The 18146-nt window shown below is 25.5% G+C and carries 22 protein-coding genes; 8 read left to right on the forward strand and 14 right to left on the reverse strand.

Annotated features, from left to right (window positions below; all coding sequences use genetic code 11):
• The first annotated feature begins 20 nt into the window (after positions 1 to 20).
• The 7 genes from CRU93_RS05635 to CRU93_RS05665 all read left to right on the forward strand — a co-directional run bounded on the left by CRU93_RS05635 (position 21) and on the right by CRU93_RS05665 (position 7676).
• On the forward strand, positions 21 to 2288 hold the full coding sequence (locus CRU93_RS05635) for a flagellar hook-length control protein FliK (RefSeq protein ID WP_129103211.1): 2268 nt from the start codon (positions 21 to 23) through the stop codon (positions 2286 to 2288).
• Between the two features lies 1 nt (position 2289).
• Complete coding sequence (locus CRU93_RS05640; protein WP_129103212.1) at positions 2290 to 2562, forward strand: EscU/YscU/HrcU family type III secretion system export apparatus switch protein; 273 nt, start codon at positions 2290 to 2292, stop codon at positions 2560 to 2562.
• A gap of 70 nt (positions 2563 to 2632) precedes the next feature.
• Positions 2633 to 3073: a hypothetical protein gene (locus CRU93_RS05645; RefSeq protein WP_129103213.1), complete on the forward strand. Its 441-nt coding sequence runs from the start codon at positions 2633 to 2635 to the stop codon at positions 3071 to 3073.
• Positions 3070 to 4839, forward strand: coding sequence for a penicillin-binding protein 2 (gene mrdA / locus CRU93_RS05650; protein WP_129103214.1), 1770 nt, complete (start codon positions 3070 to 3072; stop codon positions 4837 to 4839). Before CRU93_RS05645 ends, mrdA begins: the two co-directional genes overlap by 4 nt.
• Positions 4840 to 4891: 52 nt before the next feature.
• Positions 4892 to 5620, forward strand: a complete 729-nt coding sequence (fliP, locus tag CRU93_RS05655) for a flagellar type III secretion system pore protein FliP (protein ID WP_129103215.1) — start codon at positions 4892 to 4894, stop codon at positions 5618 to 5620.
• Positions 5621 to 5734: 114 nt separating this feature from the next.
• Positions 5735 to 7075 carry a TolC family protein gene (locus CRU93_RS05660; RefSeq protein WP_129103216.1) on the forward strand — a complete coding sequence of 447 codons (1341 nt, stop codon included), beginning with the start codon at positions 5735 to 5737 and terminating at the stop codon, positions 7073 to 7075.
• Positions 7076 to 7172: 97 nt separating this feature from the next.
• A complete protein-coding gene (locus CRU93_RS05665) occupies positions 7173 to 7676 on the forward strand; it encodes a redoxin domain-containing protein (protein WP_129103217.1) in 504 nt (167 codons plus the stop codon).
• 1 nt (position 7677) lies between these two features.
• On the opposite strand, the gene CRU93_RS05670 is transcribed toward CRU93_RS05665, so the two are convergent.
• The 14 genes from CRU93_RS05670 to CRU93_RS05735 all read right to left on the reverse strand — a co-directional run bounded on the left by CRU93_RS05670 (position 7678) and on the right by CRU93_RS05735 (position 17284).
• The gene (locus CRU93_RS05670) at positions 7678 to 8139 is read right to left on the reverse strand and encodes an N-acetyltransferase (protein WP_129103218.1); all 462 of its coding nucleotides are present in this window, start codon (positions 8137 to 8139) and stop codon (positions 7678 to 7680) included.
• Complete coding sequence (yihA, locus tag CRU93_RS05675; protein WP_129103219.1) at positions 8120 to 8731, reverse strand: ribosome biogenesis GTP-binding protein YihA/YsxC; 612 nt, start codon at positions 8729 to 8731, stop codon at positions 8120 to 8122. Before yihA ends, CRU93_RS05670 begins: the two co-directional genes overlap by 20 nt.
• Positions 8731 to 9240, reverse strand: coding sequence for a lipopolysaccharide transport periplasmic protein LptA (gene lptA / locus CRU93_RS05680; protein WP_129103220.1), 510 nt, complete (start codon positions 9238 to 9240; stop codon positions 8731 to 8733). The genes yihA and lptA overlap by 1 nt, the downstream gene beginning before the upstream one ends.
• An 8-nt stretch (positions 9241 to 9248) precedes the next feature.
• Positions 9249 to 9776, reverse strand: a complete 528-nt coding sequence (locus tag CRU93_RS05685; RefSeq protein WP_129103221.1) for a hypothetical protein — start codon at positions 9774 to 9776, stop codon at positions 9249 to 9251.
• Positions 9767 to 10264, reverse strand: a complete 498-nt coding sequence (locus CRU93_RS05690; protein WP_129103222.1) for an HAD family hydrolase — start codon at positions 10262 to 10264, stop codon at positions 9767 to 9769. Before CRU93_RS05690 ends, CRU93_RS05685 begins: the two co-directional genes overlap by 10 nt.
• Complete coding sequence (gene hisB / locus CRU93_RS05695) at positions 10261 to 10833, reverse strand: imidazoleglycerol-phosphate dehydratase HisB (RefSeq protein WP_129103223.1); 573 nt, start codon at positions 10831 to 10833, stop codon at positions 10261 to 10263. Before hisB ends, CRU93_RS05690 begins: the two co-directional genes overlap by 4 nt.
• Before the next feature lie 11 nt (positions 10834 to 10844).
• Positions 10845 to 11672 carry a septal ring lytic transglycosylase RlpA family protein gene (locus CRU93_RS05700; protein WP_258238845.1) on the reverse strand — a complete coding sequence of 276 codons (828 nt, stop codon included), beginning with the start codon at positions 11670 to 11672 and terminating at the stop codon, positions 10845 to 10847.
• Positions 11656 to 13071, reverse strand: a complete 1416-nt coding sequence (locus tag CRU93_RS05705; RefSeq protein ID WP_129103224.1) for a lytic transglycosylase domain-containing protein — start codon at positions 13069 to 13071, stop codon at positions 11656 to 11658. The genes CRU93_RS05700 and CRU93_RS05705 overlap by 17 nt, the downstream gene beginning before the upstream one ends.
• Positions 13072 to 13107: 36 nt before the next feature.
• Positions 13108 to 13899 (reverse strand): TatD family hydrolase, encoded by a 792-nt coding sequence (locus CRU93_RS05710; RefSeq protein ID WP_309109277.1) that lies wholly within the window; start codon positions 13897 to 13899, stop codon positions 13108 to 13110.
• Positions 13893 to 14198 carry a hypothetical protein gene (locus tag CRU93_RS05715; protein ID WP_129103226.1) on the reverse strand — a complete coding sequence of 102 codons (306 nt, stop codon included), beginning with the start codon at positions 14196 to 14198 and terminating at the stop codon, positions 13893 to 13895. The genes CRU93_RS05710 and CRU93_RS05715 overlap by 7 nt, the downstream gene beginning before the upstream one ends.
• A gap of 57 nt (positions 14199 to 14255) precedes the next feature.
• Entirely contained in the window at positions 14256 to 15584 is a 1329-nt protein-coding gene (gene hslU, locus CRU93_RS05720) for an ATP-dependent protease ATPase subunit HslU (RefSeq protein WP_129103227.1), read from the reverse strand.
• A gap of 1 nt (position 15585) precedes the next feature.
• The gene (hslV, locus tag CRU93_RS05725; protein WP_129103228.1) at positions 15586 to 16122 is read right to left on the reverse strand and encodes an ATP-dependent protease subunit HslV; all 537 of its coding nucleotides are present in this window, start codon (positions 16120 to 16122) and stop codon (positions 15586 to 15588) included.
• Positions 16123 to 16127: 5 nt separating this feature from the next.
• Positions 16128 to 16574, reverse strand: coding sequence for a 50S ribosomal protein L9 (gene rplI / locus CRU93_RS05730; RefSeq protein ID WP_129103229.1), 447 nt, complete (start codon positions 16572 to 16574; stop codon positions 16128 to 16130).
• Between the two features lie 68 nt (positions 16575 to 16642).
• The gene (locus CRU93_RS05735; RefSeq protein ID WP_129103230.1) at positions 16643 to 17284 is read right to left on the reverse strand and encodes a recombinase family protein; all 642 of its coding nucleotides are present in this window, start codon (positions 17282 to 17284) and stop codon (positions 16643 to 16645) included.
• Positions 17285 to 17591: 307 nt separating this feature from the next.
• On the opposite strand from CRU93_RS05735, the gene CRU93_RS05740 reads away from it, so the two are divergent.
• A complete protein-coding gene (locus CRU93_RS05740; RefSeq protein ID WP_129103231.1) occupies positions 17592 to 18146 on the forward strand; it encodes a UbiX family flavin prenyltransferase in 555 nt (184 codons plus the stop codon).

Here is an 18146-nt window from a genome sequence, read left to right on the forward strand (position 1 = left end):
TTTATGATATACTTTATTTTATGATAGTTGGAAATAGTAATACACTTTTAAATATACTCTTGCCTAATCAAGACAATAAAGTACTAAAAGATGTTTTAAAAGAAGCCGATTCAAAAGCATTGAGTAGTATGCTAAAAAATAATGCCTCAATTGAAGATGTTTTATCAAATTTATTTGAAGATTTAAAGACATCAAATAAAAGTAATGAAACAATACAAAATATACTAAAGAACTCTTCTATTTTTAAAGACTTAGGAAGTTTTTCCTCAACAATAAAAACACTATTTTCTCAAATTCCAGAAGATTCACCTCTTGGAAAATATAAACCTCAACTACAAACATTTTTATCTCAAATTGACAATTTAGATGAAAATAGTCTAAAAGAACTAATGAGTAAATCTGGAGTATTTTTAGAATCTAAGATGTTAAATAAAGCAACATCAGGAAATTTACCTACAAAATTACTAGATGTATTAAATCAAATACAAAATATTATTAAAGATATAAAAACACCTCAAGCAAAACAGTTAAATGAAGTTATTTCAAAAATTATAGAAAATCCAAAACAAGATGCTTTAACTTTACAAAATAATATAAAATCAGTAATTAATTCCATTCAAGATATTGCAAAAGGATTAAATGATAAGAATGTTCAAAATCTAAATAACTTAACAAATCAACTAAAAAGTTTAACAAATGATGCGCAGCTTGTTGAATCTAAAATTCAAAATAATATACCAAATAACTTAACATCAAATCTTTCAAATGAAAAACTCACTAATTTAGTAGATCAATTAAAAAACCAATTGCAAAATATTAAAACACCTGAAGCTAATAATCTATTAACAAAATTAAACAATATTTCAAACTTAGCTGATAATTTAAAACAACCAGAATTAAAAAACCTATTAAATACCACAGACTTTCAATCAGTAGCAGCAAAAAATAACACAATTTTAAATATTACAAAAAATATAAATCTACAACTTGCACAAACAAATGTACCAACAAATAATAATATATCAATTAATAATCAACTTGATAGTGAAAAATTACAAATTCAAAATCAAGTAAAAAGTATTTTAACTGATTTAAAAACTGAAGTTCTTACAAATAGAAGTATTGAACCTCAAAAATTATTAAGCAAAATAGATAATCTTTTAAATAGTAAAGATTTATTTATTAATGACAACAAGATTGAACCTAAGAACTTACTTCAACAATTAGTTAATAGTAATGAAATAAAAAACTTAAGTCAAACTAATCCTAATATTTCTACTTTAGTAGATAAATTAAAAAATATCTCTGATGAAATTGTTTTAATAGAAAATAAAATAAACTCAAACCAAATTGTAAATAATAGCGATAAAAACAATATATTAGGTCAACTCAAACAAAATCTTACTAATCTAAAAAATGAACTATTAAATACTAATTTACCAAAAAATAATCCGATTACTCAAACAATTGATAAACTCTTAAATATTCAAAATATTTTTGATAATATTGATTTTCCAAATGATTTGAAATTACTACAAAATCAAACAAATAGCCTTTCAACTTTTCAAAGTAATTTTACATCAAATATAAATAATTTATTACTCAGTTTAAAAGAGACTATAAATTCTATTTCTTCAAATCCAAATGCACATAATATTCAAAATGAATTATTACAAACTGTAAATAAAATTGAAAATATTATAAAAGATGGTTTACTAACTCAAACAAATTTATTAAATAATCAAAAAGATAATAGTTCTATTCAAAATGACATGAAATCTGTGCTTTTACAAATGCAAGATGATATTGTTTCAAAAATGGCATCAGACCCAAGTTCAAATGATATTTCTAAAAATGTTGATAAACTACTTTTTCAAGTTGATTATTATCAACTTTTATCTTTAACATCAAATTCAAATTATATATATTTACCTTTTTTATGGGATATGTTAGAAGATGGTTCAATATCTATGAAAAAAGCAAATGAAAAAAAATTTTATTGTGAGATAAATTTAACGCTTAAAGATTTTGGACAAGTACAACTTCTTCTTGCTTTATATGAAAAAAATAAACTGGATTTGACTATCTTTACTTCTAGAGATTCATTTAAAAATTTAGTAAAAAAGAACTTGACTAATCTAAAGCAGTCTTTAAATGCTGCAAGATTAATTCCTATGGACATAAAACTAATTGATTTAGAGAAAAGACAAAAACAACAAGAAAAACCCAAAGAGGTATACCAACAAAATAGTTCTCAATATAATCTTGGACTAGATATTAGGGCATAAAATGGCAGAAAAAATACAAAAAGCAGCAGCACTAAAATATGACATAGAAAAAGATGAAGCACCAAAACTTGTAGCCAAAGGACAAGCCCAAGTTGCAAAAAACATAATAAAAATTGCAAAAGAGAATGATTTACCAATTAAAAAAGATGAAGACTTAATAGAATTACTATCTAAATTGGATATAGAAAAAGAGATACCATCAAGTATGTACAAAGCTGTAGCAGAAATATTTGCTTTCATATATTCAATGACAAAAAAGAATAGCAATAATTAATCTTTCATTGATATAAATATAAGAGTTATTATAATATAATCTCCCATTAATTAAAGAAGTATATGGGCTTATGAATAAAAATATATTTGATAGACTTTCAACAGTTATAATAGTATTTATTAGCACAATTTTAATAAACTTTATTTCATCTATTTATTTTAATCCAATTTTTTTGGCGGGTGTTTTATTTTTGACATTTATTAAGATATTGAAAAGAGAGTATTATTATAGTGCATTTTTTTTAGCAATTGCTATGCTATTTATTGAACTAAATAATGGATTTAAACCCTTTAGTTTAATACTACTTACATGTTTTATCTACTCATTTATAGTTCCATATATAAAAAGAATTATTTCATATAGTCAATTAAATGAATACCTATATATTCTAACTTTTTACATAGGTTTTACTATTATTTATATTTTAAATAATAGCTTTAGTAATGAACTATTTTTTACAATATTTATAAATATTGTAATTGATTTCTTAATTGTGGGGTTAATGATTTGAAAAGATTAAATTTAATATTTATTTTTATTGCTCTTTTAATGCTTGTATTACTAGCAAGAGTCTATTTTTTAAGTATCAAATCAAACACATATTATGAACAATTATCAAAACAAAATTATATTAAAAGAGTTTATAAAGCACCTTCAAGAGGTATTATTGAAGATAGAAATGGAGTTGCACTAGCTATTAATAATCTAGGCTTTTCAATTACAATAAAACCACATTTACGTTCTTACAAAAATAAACAAAAATTATTAAAAATAGTAAAAGTAATTTCAAAACATTTTCCTGAATATAATGAAGAAGATTTAATAAAAAAATATAAAAAACTTGATTCCCCATATAAACATGATTATGTTGATCTAATTGATTATATTGCATATGATGATTTTTTCTCTAAATTTACTCTATTTAATTCAATTGACGGAATAAAAGTAGAACCATCTGTAAAAAGATATTATCCATACCACAATGTTGCATCACATATTCTTGGATATGTAGGTACAGCTTCAAAAAAAGATATTGAAAAAAATGAGCTTTCAAGATATAGTGGAATTATTGGTAAAAATGGACTTGAAAAATATTATAATAAAAGACTTCAAGGGAAAATTGGATACAAAGATGTAAAAGTAAATGCATTGAATAAAGAAATTGAAGTACTTGAAGAGAAAAAAGCAGATGAAAATAATAATTTACAAATTACAATTGATGTAAGACTTCAAAAATATATTCAAGAAAATTTTCATCATAAAAGTGGTGCTATAATTGTAATGAATGTAAATAATGGCGAAATTTTAGCAGCAGCATCTTTCCCTGAATTTGATAATAACATTTTTGTAGGAGGTATTTCTCAAAAAGATTGGGATGATATGAGAAATAGCTTTGATCATCCATTTACAAACAAACTTGTAAATGGTCTTTATCCTCCAGGTTCTGTTTATAAAATGGGAGTTGCACTTGCATTATTAGAAAATGGTATTAGCCCAAGTTTCTCTGTATATTGTACAGGTGAATTACAAATTGGAAATAGAAAATTTAGATGTTGGAAAACAACAGGACATGGAAAAACTGACTTTAGGAAAGCAATTAGAGAAAGTTGTGATGACTTTTTTTATAAAGCAAGTTTAAAAGTTGGTATAAATAAAATATCTAAAACAATGGATAAGTTAGGTTTTGGTCATAAAACTGGTGTTGATCAAATCAACGAATTTATTGGAGTAAATCCAAATAAAGCATGGAAAAGAAAAAAATATGATAAACCATGGTATATTGGAGAAACAGTTATCTCTTCAATTGGTCAAGGTTATACTCTTGTTACACCAATGCAAATAGCTAGATATACTGCATTTTTAGCAACAGGAAGTCTTCCTTATCCTCACTTTTTAAAAGGTAAATATAAAAAACCAAAAAAACTTGATATTGATCCTAAATATTTAAAAATAGTAAGAGAAGGTATGTATGATGTGGCAAATAAAAGATTTGGTACTGCATCAAGACACCTAAAAGCAAAAGTAACTCTTGCAGCTAAAACTGGTACAGCTCAAGTTATCTCTATTCCACAAATAGAGAAAAAAAGAATGAAAGAGTATGAACTAGAATACTATCATCGTTCACATGCATGGCTAACAACATATGGTCCATTTAGAAAACCTGAATATACAGTTGTAGCATTAGTAGAACACGGTGGGCATGGTGGTTCAGCAGCAGGATCAATCGTAACAAAAATCTATAATAAATTGTATGATTTGGGATATATAAAAAAATAGATGTTTAATCATACTTTAGTTATGATTTTGCATAAAAATAAGAGGATTTAGATTGAAAATATTAGTTAGTTTATTGTTATTTACATCATTACTTTTTGCAGCAGATACACCTCCTGTAGTGAATTTATCAGTTGCCGCATTACAAGAACCAACTCAATTTGTAAGAACAATAAATATAGCAATAATTTTAGGTCTTTTAGTACTAGCTCCAACTCTTTTATTAATGGTGACAAGTTTCACAAGAATTTTAATTGTATTTTCATTATTAAAACAAGCAATGGGATTACAACAAACACCACCTTCTCAAGTTATAGTATCAATGGCTTTAATTTTAACAATATTTATTATGGAACCTTATGCAAAAAAATCATGGAATGAAGCAGTTGTTCCATATATGGATAAAAAAATTGGTTATGAAGTAGCTTTTGAAAAAGGCGTTCAACCTTTCAAAGAATTTATGATTAAAAATACAAGAGAGTCTGATTTAGGACTATTTTATAGAATCAAAAAACTAAAAAATCCTAAAAACATAAATGATGTACCATTAACTTTATTAATGCCTGCATTTATAATAAGTGAATTAAGAACTGCCTTTGAAATAGGTTTTTTAATATTTTTACCTTTTTTAGTTATAGATATTATTGTAGCTTCTATTCTTATGAGTTTAGGGATGATGATGCTTCCACCTGTAATGATATCCTTACCTATAAAACTTATTTTCTTTATTGTAATTGATGGATGGTTTTTAATTATAGGAAATTTAGCACAATCCTTTAAATGATAAGTTTTACTTATAATTATTAACTTTTGAAATATAACTATTTTTTATAATAAAACTCTTTTATTTTTTATAAGAATACGATATAATACTCGCAAAAACACTTGGAGTATATTAATGCATAAATTTTTACTTTATTTTTTTATTGTTTCATTTGCATATTCTCAGACTGTTAATTTTGATGAAGTATTAAATGATACATTAAATGACAATAATGATTTAAAAAATTCAAAACTAAATATTAATCTTAGCTCTTTAAATATAAAAGAAGTAAACTCTTTTAACTATGGTAAATTAAACTTACAATCTGAAGTTAATAAAACAAATCATTCTGGTTATATATTTAACTCAAAATTATCATCTAGAGAAGCAACTTTTAAAGATTTTGGATTTGCACAAATGGGTGAGCCAATTGATACTGAACCAAAAGATTTAAATTATCCAGATTCAAGAACAAATGTAAATACAAAACTAACATATGATATTGCTTTATTTACTGGTTTTAAAATATCTACTCAAAAAGATATAATGAAACTTGAAAAAAAAATCAATAAATTAAAATATGACATGAATAAAACTGAATTATCATTTGAAGTTTTTAAAGCTTATAATGGTGCAGTAATTGCAAAAAAGTATATAAAAGCTTTAAAACAAACATTAATAAGTGTAGATAATATTGTTAAATCTGCTTTAATTTTCTATAAAGAAGGTCTTACTACTTCAATTGATGTAAAACAAGCAAAAGCACACAAATTTGAAGTTCTATCAAATTTACAAAATGCAAAAAATAGATTTAACTTTGCAATCTCATACCTTAGATTTCTTAGTTCAAATGATAAAATAACAGATGTAAATAGTCCAAAGAAAATAGATATAAAACTATATAATAAAAAAGAACTAATATCTCAAGCACTAAAAACAAAAGATAGTATAAAAGCTTCTAAACTTTATAAGAAGATTATGAAAAAAAATATCGATATTTCAAAAAGCAATTATTATCCAACAATATATTCTCATTTAGAGTATGGATATAATGATAATAGATTTAACTTTTCAGATGATAAAGATTACTATAATGCACTAATAGGAGTAAAATATACTCTATTTGATGGAACTAGAAATATAAAAGTGCAAAAAGACAAAATCAAATATTTAAAAGCAAAAATAAATCATAAAAAACAAGAAGATTATGTAAAAATGCAAATAAATAATGCATTAGATAGTTTAGAAACAAAAATTGCAATTTTAAGTGCAAAACAAAGTTCACTTGATCTAACTGCAAAAGTATTTGAGCAAGCAAATAAAATGTACAAAAATCACCTAATTTCAATGACTGATTTACTTAAACAAAAATCAAATTACGAAAATGTACAAGCGCAATTTTTTGATGCAAAATACCAAAAATATATTGCAAAAGCAAAAGTTGCAAAAATTTTAAATTTAGATTTTTTAAACTAATTTATATCAAATGATTAGAAAAGTATTTAACTAAACAACTACTATATAATTAATTGGTAAAATCTTGTGTTTAATATAATTAATCACAAGGTTTTAAATGAATCAAAAAATCAAAAAATTTTTAAAAGAGATTATAAAATTTGCGATAGTTGCATTTATTGCAATAAATGCATTTAGTTATTACAATTCACTTGATTTAAACAAACAAAACCTTCATATAAATCAATTTAAGCTACTTGATGATTCAAAATATAGTATAAAAGGTGATAAACCATTAGTAATTCATTTTTGGGCTACATGGTGTCCTATTTGCAAATTAGAAGCTCCTAATATACAAAAACTTTCAAAAGATTATAATGTAATAACAATAGCAACTCAATCAAAAAATAAAAAGCATATACAAGAATATCTAAATGAACATAATTTAAATTTTAATGTAGTTGAAGATAAAAGTGGAAAATACGCAAAAGAGTTTAATATAAAAGCATTTCCTACAACACTAATATATGATAAAAATAAAGTTTTAAAATTTAGTGAAGTAGGATATACATCAACTTTTGGTTTATATTTAAGAATGTGGTATATTAAGCTATTTTCATAATCTATAAATCATAAACCATTGCTATTTCTTCACAAATAGGAAATAGTTTACACCTAATACAATCTGCCCAGATTTTATGCTCTGGAATATTCTCTTTTTCTATTTTTCTAAATCCAAGACTTTCGAAAAATCCTTGTTCATATGTTAAAGAAAGAATTTGCGCTAATTCATACTTTTTACCCTCTTCAATACATGCTTCAACAAGTTTTTTTCCAAGTTTCATACCTCTAAACTCTTTACCAATTATTAGACTTCTAACTTCAGCTAATCTCGAAGAATGAATATGAAGTGCAGTAAAACCTGCAATTTTACTATCAACACTAACAACAATATAAGATCTAATTGTATTTGCCATTTCATCTTCAGTTCTTAGTAAAATCTTACCACTATCTACTTCAGGTTTTACTAATTCTTGCATTTGTGCAATATGTGATACAGTGGGTTTAAAAAATTTGATTTCCAAATAAGTGCTCCGTTATTGCATTTTGAAGATCAATCATTCCTCTTTTTTTCAAATTAGAAATAAAAATACCATCAGGATAATCTCTTTTCAATTTTGACAAATCATTTTGTTTTAATTTATCAGTTTTTGTAAAAGCATTAATGATGATTTGATCGCCTCTTTTTATTGTTTTTAAAAACTCATCAACATTTTTATCTATTTCTAGATTTGGATGCCTTGAATCAATTAGATGTACAAATACTTGAAGACAAGGTCTCTCTTCTAAATATCCAGTCAAATTTTTATTCCAATCTCTTTTTAATCCTTTAGAGACTTTTGCATATCCAAAACCTGGTAAATCTACAAATCTTGCAAAAAGATAAGGTAACTGTTCATTTTCTGTTTTAAATTTTATATCAAAATAGTTTATCAACTGCGTTTTACCTGGAGTAGAAGAGGATTTAGCTAATCCTTTTCTATTTGTCAAAGTATTTAATAATGAAGATTTTCCTACATTACTTCTACCTAAAAAAGCAATCTCAGCTGTATCTGGACTAGGAGAATCAACAATACTTTGGGCAGAAGTTAAAAATGTCGCTTCTACAATTTTCATTATTTATTGGCCTTTTTATCTTTTGAAGTTTTATTATCATCTAGATTAATAATAAATCTAACTGGCTCATTTTTTGTTCCATTTACTCTTGCTTGACCAGTTTTTTGATCAATAAAGATTTTCTCTCCATAAATTTTTCTATCTTCAACTCTTTCTTTTATAAAACCATTACCAATAATAACATATCTATCTTCTTGAGGATAGTAAATTACTTTATTTCCTTTTCCTTCATACTCTTTTTTATTTTGAGAAATAATAGTAAAAGAAACATTTCCTATTGCTACATATTTTAATGGTACTCTTTTTTTATTTGCACTTTTTTTAGACATATAAACTTCTAATTTATCTGAATCTAATTTATCTTGTTGCTTTCTTAATTTTACATCCCCTGTAAAAATAGATATACCTTTACTATCATTACCCTCAAACTTCTTAGCATCAATTATTAGTTTATTACTTGCCATTAGTATAGATGTAGTAAAGAACAGTAATATAAATAAATTTCTCATTTTTTTCCTTATTTTGTAGTTTCAATTTCAAAGTGTGAATTTCTAGATTTCATTATATTTTTTTGTAAATCTAAATATAAATTTTTACCTTTAGTATAATTATTATAATATTTTCCATTAAAAGCTACCTTATTTGTAGCTATTTGTGTTTTATCATTATAATATAACTCTTCAGTATTTAAAGTGATAAAATCATTTCTTCTAAATTTAACATCACCAATAAATGTATAATCATCAACTTTTTTTATTATTACATTTGCACTAATAAAATCTGTTGCATTTTTAACTTTTTTATCTTTTGCTTTTAATATAAAGTTTCCTTTATACATAATATCATGAGTTTTAAATCTTGAAGCTTTTTTTGCTGTTACAATTTTAGTTGTTGTCTCTTGATTTAAAGTATACATTGTAGAATCATTAAATGTAACTAAAGGAATATCCTTTTTTTTATCTATTTCATTATTTAAATGAACAGGGATAAAATAAATTGTTAAAGAGATTAGAAAAAGTGCATAAATAAAAAATTTTACAACCATGCTTTTAAAAACTCCTCTTCAATTTTATCTTTTTTTACAATATATTCAATCATCTCTCGAACCGCACCTTCTCCACCTTTTTTTTGACAAATAACATCAACAAAATCTTTTAAATAATTTGTACCATTTGCTGGTGTAAAAGATAATTGTGATTTTTTCAACATTTTATAATCATTTAAATCATCACCAATTGAAGCAACTTGATTCCAAGTTAATCCCTCTTTTTTTAATATATTTTCTAAAATTTCATCTTTATTATGAACTTTTTGATATAGATGAGTAATTTTTAAATCATCAGCTCTTTTTTCAACAATCTTAGATGTTCTTCCCGTAATAATAGCAGCTTTTTTTCCCAACTTTTTAGTCCAAGTTGCAATGGCCAAACCATCTGATACATCAAATGATTTAAGCTCATCTCCATTATTTGTATAAGTTATTTTTCCATCTGTTAATGTTCCATCCACATCAAGAACAATAAGTTCAATCATAAAATACCTTTTGTACTAGGAATACCTAATTTTTCATTTTTAGCCATTGCTCTTCTTAATGCAACTGCTACTGATTTAAAAGCAGCTTCTAAAATATGATGTTTATTTTTCCCTCTTTCATAAATTATATGACAAGTTAAACCTGCATTCATTACAAAAGCATTGAAAAACTCTTCTGCTAATTCAACATCAAATTGCCCTACTTTTTCATTTATATCTATTTCATAAACTAAAAATGGTCTATTACTTAAATCTAATGCACAAGTAACAGCAGCTTCATCCATAACTACAGTTGCATTTCCATATCTTTCAACTGCTTGAATAGGGAAAATCGACTCTTTTAAAGCTTTACCAAGAACAATACCACAATCTTCTACACTATGATGAAAATCAATATGTAAATCACCTTTACAAGATAACTCTATATCTATTCCACTATGCTTTGATAATGCTTCTAACATATGGTCAAAAAAACCAATTCCAGTATTTATTTTGCTACTACCAGAACCATTAATATCAAGTTTACATCTAATATCAGTCTCTTTTGTTTTTCTATTTACTTCAACCACTGTTTTTTCCTTTAATGTGCAATAATCATTGCACCTTTGATTCCTAATTTTTGTTTAAAGTCATTTGCTTCAGCTTCACTTCTAAAACCACTTACCCAAACTCTATTTATTGGTTTATTATCAAAGAATCCTTTTTTAATAATAACATTATAGTTATTTCCAATAATATTTTCAAATTTTCTTTGAGTTATTTTAGCACCTTCATATCTTCTAAATGCACCAACTTGAACATAATATCTGCCAACAGACATAACCTCTTTTTTCTCAGATTCTGATTTTGCAATTTTACCATGAAATCCAAGAACTGTAAGTTTAACTTTTGCTGTTCCTCTTTTGACCATGTCAATAGCTCTTGCAGCTTTATTAGATAGATCAATTATTCTTCCACTTACAAATGGTCCTCTATCATTAATTCTAACTACAACTGAACGATTATTCTCTAAATTATCTACTCTTACCATTGTATTCATTGGCAATGTCTTATGTGCAGCTGTCATTGCATACATATTGTAAATTTCGCCATTTGAAGTTTTTCTTGCGTGAAAATTTGGTCCATACCAAGAGGCTATTCCTCTTTGAGTATCATTAACTTTTGCAACAGTAGGATAATACCATTTACCAGCAATTTCATATGGACGCATTGTTGCTCTGTGCATAGCTTTTGAATTTCTCATTTTTTGTTTAGGTATTTTTTTATACCCAGATGAATAACTTCCCGAAGATCCACCATAATATCCACCATTAGAATATGAGGAAAAACATCCAGTAAACAAAAGTGTAGCACTTACACAAATAGAACTACTAATAAAGAAATTATTTAAACTATTTTTTGATAACAATTTTATCTCCAATATTTATAAAATTAGATTCCAATTTATTGTCTGCTATAAGTTTTTTTAACGTAATCTTATATTTTTTAGCAATTGAATATAATGTATCACCATTTCTAACTTTATAAATAAGTTTTCTTCTTAAAACTTTTTTGTTTTTAGAAAGTTTTAAATTAACTGATGATTTACTAGTTGTAGTAATTGGAATAATTAACTTTTGTTTTAAAGACAAAAGATTTGAATGCAACTTATTAAAATCTTTTATAATCTTATATGAAACATTATATTTATGACCAATTCTAAGTAAAGAATCACCTCTTTTCACAACATAAACTAAATATCTACTATCTTTAATCAAATCCTTATTTGCTTGATATCTAGCAAGTCTACTGTAAGGGATATAAATATCATAATGTTTTGCATAAGGAGGAACAATTTGAAGTTTTAAATGTTTATTTAAATTTTTTAATTCATTATAATTAAGTCCCACAGCATTTGCAATAGATTTTAAATGTAAACCACCCTTTACACTAATTGTAGCAACTGATGAAGTAGCTCCAATATTTAAAAGATGTGCATTATTATGCTCAGTAATAAAACTTTGATTATTCATCATACCAAGTGCAATAATCTTTCTTATATACATTCTACTTTCATTTGGAATATATTGTCTTCTAACTTTATTTTGAACTTCTAACATCTCATCAATATCTAAAGAAATACCCCATTTTTTAACTTGATTATAAACTCTTCTTAGTTTATAAAATGGCTCTTTTCCTCGTTGATATGCATAAATTATTTGTCTATATTCTTGAATTATTTTACTATGTTTCTTTTTTGGATGTTCTTGAATATACTTATCAATTGTAGCTCTTGTAATACCTTCAATTACTCTACCCTCACCACAATTATATGCAAGTGCTGCTAAGTACCACTTACCAAATCTTTTATGTAAATGTTTTAAATATGTTGCAGCTGCTTTAGTGGATTTAACTAAATCCATTCTTTCATCAACATACAAATTTATATCTAAATCATAATGTTTCCCCGTTCCATACATAAATTGCCAAATTCCCATAGCTTTTACATTTGATTTTGCATCAATTGTAAAATCCGATTCTGCCATTGCCATATATAAAAATACTGAGGGAACTTTTTCATCTCTTAATATCTTTTTTATTTTAGGAACAAACAGTGAAGCATCACTCAACTTCTGTACATAGTGCTTCTGGTTATGCTTTCTTAATAAATTTTCATATGTTTTTTGAAGTTTATAATCAGTAATAAAAGAAGATTTAATATCTAAATCTTCTAATATTTGTAAATCTCTTTGATTGTAATTAGCACCAATTAATGATGCAAATGTATAATTAACTAATATAAATAAAAATAAGCCTAATCTTAACAAATAATTTCCTAATTCATAAAATAACGCTTATTTTATCTAATTTATATTAGAGAACTCCTTAAATAAGGTTTTAGCATTTTTTGTAGTAAATTCTTCTACTTCTTCAACACTAATTTCAAGTAGTTCAGATATTTTACTTGCTACTAATGTTGTATAAAAAGGTTCATTTCTTTTACCTCTATGAGGATGAGGAGTAAGATATGGTCCATCTGTTTCTATAATAATTTTTTCTTTTGGGATTTTAGGAAAAACTTGTATTAACTTTCTTGCATTTTTGAAAGTCAACACTCCTCCAATTCCAAAGTAAAAATTGTGTTTTGCAAGAGTTAATAGTTGTTCATCTGCATTAAAACAGTGTAAAACACCACCAACATCACCTGCATTATAATCTAACAATATCTTTTTTGAATCATTAGAAGCATTTCTTACATGCACAATTAAAGGTTTTTTCACCTCTTTTGCAAATTCAATTTGTTTAATAAATATATCTTTTTGAATTGCAAGTTCTTCTTCTTTTTCTTTTTCATCTTCTGGTAATCTAAAATAATCTAATCCACATTCACCTATTGCGATACATTTTGGGTGAGTTACATACTTTTTCATAATTTCAATATCATATGCTCTTGCATCATAAGGATGAACACCAACTGCAAAATATACTTCATCATACTTTTCAGCTAATTTTACAGCTCTTGGTAAATCTTTAGGATCTGCACCAGGTATTAAAAAACCTTTTACATTTGAATCTAAAGCTTTTTTTATTACAGCATCAATATCTTCGTAATATTGTTCATTATCTAGATGACAGTGTGTATCAATAATTATGATAAAAACCTTTTTTCTACTAGATTTATAATTCCATTGATATCTTGAATATCCTCACCTTGAATCCAAGCATCAATTCCAAAGTTTTTAAAAGCATCATAATCACTGTCATCATCAATTACTGCTATTGAAACAAATTTTTCTTTACAAACTTCATGTTTGTTTTCTTCAAAATCAAAAATTGAATTAATATCTAAAATAGCAATATCTGCTTTTTCAGAAACAGAACTATCAAAATGTTCTACTTTGTGTTTATTATCAATTAATGATTCATCAATATTACAAAAAGTTACTATATTCATAACTACACCCCTTGTTTGTCTTATGTAAATTATTTTAGCGAATTAAAAATTAAAAAACTACAAAATATATCTTGCAGTATCTTCATTTTCAACAATATCTTCAAGTTTTTCATTAACTAAAGATTCATCTATTACAATAGTTTCACCTTTTTTCTCATCTGCAGTAAAACTAATATCTTCAATTACTTTTTCAATTACAGTATGTAATCTTCTTGCACCAATATCTTCAGTCTTTTCATTTGCCGTTACTGAATATTTAGCAAATGCTTTAATTGCTTCATCTTTAAACTCTAAAGTGACACCTTCTACTTCCAATAATGCTTTATATTGTCTTAGAAGTGAATTTTTAGTATTTGTAAGAATTTTATATAATGCCTCTTCATCTAAAGAATCTAACTCAACTCTTAAAGGGAATCTTCCTTGTAATTCAGGAAGTAAATCACTTGGTTTACTAACATGAAATGCACCAGCAGCAATAAATAAAATATGGTCTGTTTTTACTTGACCAAATTTTGTTTGAACACTACTTCCTTCAACTATTGGAAGTAAATCTCTTTGAACACCCTCTTTTGAAGGATCTTGATTTTGTGTTTTAGAACCTGTTGCAATTTTATCAATTTCATCAAGAAAAATAATTCCACCATTTTCAGTTCTTTTTATAGCTTCAATTTTTATAGCTTCTTGATCTAATAATTTTTCACTTGCAACATCTTTTAATAAAATTTTTGCATCTTTAATTGACACTTCTTTTTTTACTTTTTCTTTGTTTAATCCACCAAGCATTTTAGATAAACTTTCTTGCATTGAAGTCATATCCATTGGCATTGAAGAATCAATAATTTCAACGTGTGTTTTTTTAGGAAGTTCAATTTCAATTTTTTTATCATCTAATTGTCCACTTAAAAGTTTATCTTCCATTTTATTATATGTTTTAATAAATGACTCTTTTGCACTCTCACTTGCACTTTCTGGAAGTGGTGGAACAAGTTTTTCAATTATTTGTTTATTTACTTCTTCATCAATTTTATCAACTATTTTTTCTTCAAACTCTTTAGTTACAAGATTTATTGATTCATAAACCAAATCTCTAATCATTGATTCTACATCTCTACCAACAAAACCAACTTCTGTATATTTACTAGCTTCAACTTTTACAAAAGGAAGTCCCATCATTTTTGCAAGTCTTCTAGCAATTTCTGTTTTACCAACACCAGTACTACCAATCATCAAAATATTTTTTGGCATAATCTCTTCTTGTAAAACTGGTTCTACTTGCATTCTTCTAAATCTATTTCGAAGTGCTAATGCAATTGTCTTTTTAGCATCATCTTGACCGATAATATAATCGTCTAAATATTTAACAATTTGTTTAGGAGTTAAATCCATATTAGTCCTCTATTTTTAAAATTTTTATATTTTGATTTGTATATATACATAAGTCACCTGCAATCATTAATGACTCTTTTACTAAATCTTCTGCTTGCAAATCAGAGTGTTTTGCAAGTGCACGAGCTGCAGATATTGCAAAATTTCCGCCACTTCCTATTGAAGCGATTTGTCCATCTTCTGGTTCAACAACATCACCATTTCCACTTAATATAAAGATATGTTTTTTATTTAAAACAATCATCATTGCTTCAAGTCTTCTTAAAACTTTATCTTTTCTCCATGCTTTAGAAAAAGCAATTACTGCTTTTAATAAATCACCTTTTGTTGTTTCAAGATGTTCTTCAAACATATCAAATAGATTAAATGCATCAGCAGTACTTCCTGCAAAGCCTGCTAAAATTTGGCCATTATATAATGTTCTAATTTTTGTTGCATTACCTTTTAATACTGAATTACCAAATGTAACCTGTCCATCTCCGCCAATTACAGCTTCTTTCTCACTTTTATATGCAAGTATTGTAGTAGCTTCAAACATTCTTACTACTCTCCAATAATATCAATTTTTAAATTTGCATGAACTGCATGACCTAATTTACAATCAATTTCGTAAATTCCAGGAGCTTTAATCTTTTTATCAACAGTAATATTCTTTTTATCAATTGTTATATTAAAATCTTTTTCTAAAGCATCACTGATCTCTTTATTTGTAACAGAACCAATTAAATGTCCATTAGCACCTAGTTTATGTTTGATTGTTAATTTTGTAGCATTAAGTTTTTCTGCTAAAGTTTTTGCTTGAGCAATCTCTTCAGCTTCAATTTCTTTTTCTCTTTTTTTCTGAGCTTCATATTTTTTTAGTACATCATTAGTAGCATGTAAAGCCAGTCCTTTTCCAATTAAGAAGTTTTTACCATAACCATCTTTTACTTCTTTAACTTCACCAGCTTTACCTAAGCTTTTTACATCTTTTATTAATAATACTTTCACAATAACTCCAATATTTGTTTAATTGATGATTATTGTACAATAATTAATTTAAAGTAAAAATAAATAATTTAACTTGCTATATCAAGTGTGTTTTTTATATTCTCTCTTATATTTCTTTTTTTAACATAATTGTTTAATCCAATATGATTACTATAACCTAAAAGTTTTGCTATTTTTCGTACTGATAAACCAACCCCTAATAACTCTTCAATCTTTTCCCGTTGAGCATCAAATTTTGATTTTTGAATTGTGCCTTTTGGTTTTCCAAGATGAGCACCTTCTAATTTTTTTGCAGTTAATGCTTCTTTTGTTCTTATACTCATTAACTCTTTTTCTAATTTTAAAGTCATTGAAATTACACCTAAAATCATCTGTGTTAACATATCATTGTCATCAATTAAATCTAAGTTTTGTCTTATTACTATTATTCTTATTTTATTACTTAGCAAAAATTTAACTATCTCTAAAATTGTTTCAGTTGTTCTTCCAAATACATTTAAATCTGCAACTAAAAGAGTAGTTTTACTTTGACAACTTTTCAAAAAATCTAACATATTTTTTTCTTCATGTGGAGTATTAATTTCTATCTCAATACTTTGAAAAATCTTTATATTTTTCTTCTTTATATACTCCTGCAAAATCTTACTTTGTTGTTGGGTATACGACTCATTATTTTTATTAACTCGAATAAAACTAAAAATTTTAGACATAAAGATTCCTTTTACATTAAGTATTATATTTATATTTTTATATAAACATATTGTTTAAGTTTTAATTATTATATTTATACGAAATGTTAATACAAATTTGATAAATATATTCTTAATTTTTTCTTATTAGCATCCTTTTTTTCAATATTTACTCTTTTTGTCTTATACAAGTATTTGTTATACAATTTGAAAATTGAAAATAAGTACACTTTAAAAGCTCTTTTGATTTGTTTTTATTTGATTTGCTATAAAGCATTTTTTGGCTAATATTTATTTTGTTTATTTAAACCTTGTTAAAGGATTTGTATTGAAATTAGTTGTTGCAATAACAGGAGCAAGTGGCTCAAGTTTAACTTTAAAATTTATTGATAAACTTCCAAAAGATATTGATCTTTATTTGGTAGTTTCAAATAGTGCAAAACTAGCACTACAACTTGAAGAAAACATCTCAATTAGAAACTATTTTGAAAAAAGAGAAAATATAACAATATTTAAAGACAATGATATTTCAGCATCAATTGCTTCAGGTTCATTTGGTATAGATAAGATGATTATTTTGCCATGTTCTATGAATACTCTTGCAAAATGTGCGGTTGGAATTTCTGATACTTTAATTACAAGAGCTTTTACTGTTATGTTAAAACAAAAAAAAGATATTATTTTAGCTCCAAGGGAGATGCCTTATAATCCAATAATTTTAGAAAATATGCTAAAACTATCAAAACTTGGTATAACAATTGCACCACCAAGTCTTGGTTACTATTCAAAACAACAAACACTTGAAGATATGGAAAATTTTCTAATTGGTAAATGGTTTGATTTATTAGGTATTGAAAATAATTTATATAAAAGATGGGAATAG

The organism is Arcobacter sp. CECT 8985 (assembly GCF_004116495.1).
Taxonomy (GTDB): Bacteria; Campylobacterota; Campylobacteria; order Campylobacterales; family Arcobacteraceae; genus Malaciobacter.

Bases quoted from the DNA above. Each gene is read 5' to 3' on its own strand.
- CRU93_RS05660 (WP_129103216.1), top strand. From the start codon at position 5,735: ATGCATAAATTTTTACTTTATTTTTTTATTGTTTCATTTGCATATTCT.
- lptA (WP_129103220.1), bottom strand. From the start codon at position 9,240: ATGAGAAATTTATTTATATTACTGTTCTTTACTACATCTATACTAATG.
- CRU93_RS05665 (WP_129103217.1), top strand. From the start codon at position 7,173: ATGAATCAAAAAATCAAAAAATTTTTAAAAGAGATTATAAAATTTGCG.
- CRU93_RS05715 (WP_129103226.1), bottom strand. From the start codon at position 14,198: ATGAATATAGTAACTTTTTGTAATATTGATGAATCATTAATTGATAAT.
- CRU93_RS05635 (WP_129103211.1), top strand. From the start codon at position 21: ATGATAGTTGGAAATAGTAATACACTTTTAAATATACTCTTGCCTAAT.
- hslU (WP_129103227.1), bottom strand. From the start codon at position 15,584: ATGGATTTAACTCCTAAACAAATTGTTAAATATTTAGACGATTATATT.
- yihA (WP_129103219.1), bottom strand. From the start codon at position 8,731: ATGAAAATTGTAGAAGCGACATTTTTAACTTCTGCCCAAAGTATTGTT.
- CRU93_RS05640 (WP_129103212.1), top strand. From the start codon at position 2,290: ATGGCAGAAAAAATACAAAAAGCAGCAGCACTAAAATATGACATAGAA.
- CRU93_RS05690 (WP_129103222.1), bottom strand. From the start codon at position 10,264: ATGATTGAACTTATTGTTCTTGATGTGGATGGAACATTAACAGATGGA.
- CRU93_RS05685 (WP_129103221.1), bottom strand. From the start codon at position 9,776: ATGGTTGTAAAATTTTTTATTTATGCACTTTTTCTAATCTCTTTAACA.
- CRU93_RS05645 (WP_129103213.1), top strand. From the start codon at position 2,633: ATGAATAAAAATATATTTGATAGACTTTCAACAGTTATAATAGTATTT.
- hslV (WP_129103228.1), bottom strand. From the start codon at position 16,122: ATGTTTGAAGCTACTACAATACTTGCATATAAAAGTGAGAAAGAAGCT.
- CRU93_RS05735 (WP_129103230.1), bottom strand. From the start codon at position 17,284: ATGTCTAAAATTTTTAGTTTTATTCGAGTTAATAAAAATAATGAGTCG.